Below are 349 nucleotides of genomic sequence, written 5' to 3'. Positions count from 1 at the left end.
AGGCGACCCAGTCGTGACGCTGGATCCGGCGGACGCAAGAATCGCGCTGGCCGATGCCGAAGCGTCGCTCGGCCAGACCGTGCGCCGTGTGAGCGGCCTGTACGTCAACAACGACTTCTATGCGGCCAACGTGGCGCAACGCGAATCGGACCTGGCGCGCGCCAATGACGATCTGCGCCGGCGCGTGGCCGTCGCGGACTCAGGCGCCGTTTCCGCCGAGGATGTCGCCCACGCCCGCGACGCCGTGCGGGCCGCGCAAGCCGCGCTCGACGCAGCACGCCAGCAAGGCGCGGCGAACCATGCGCTGACCGACCGCACGTCGGTCGAACTGCATCCGGACGTGCAGGCA

At 70.8% G+C, this 349-nt stretch carries 1 pseudogene; it reads left to right on the top strand.

Annotated features, from left to right (window positions below):
* Positions 1-349 (top strand): annotated as a pseudogene (locus U5A52_RS43165) (EmrA/EmrK family multidrug efflux transporter periplasmic adaptor subunit); the annotation flags it as partial.

The organism is Paraburkholderia sp. J8-2 (assembly GCF_905220195.1).
GTDB lineage: Bacteria > Pseudomonadota > Gammaproteobacteria > Burkholderiales > Burkholderiaceae > Paraburkholderia.
This window is presented reverse-complemented; position numbering and strand designations above follow the sequence as displayed.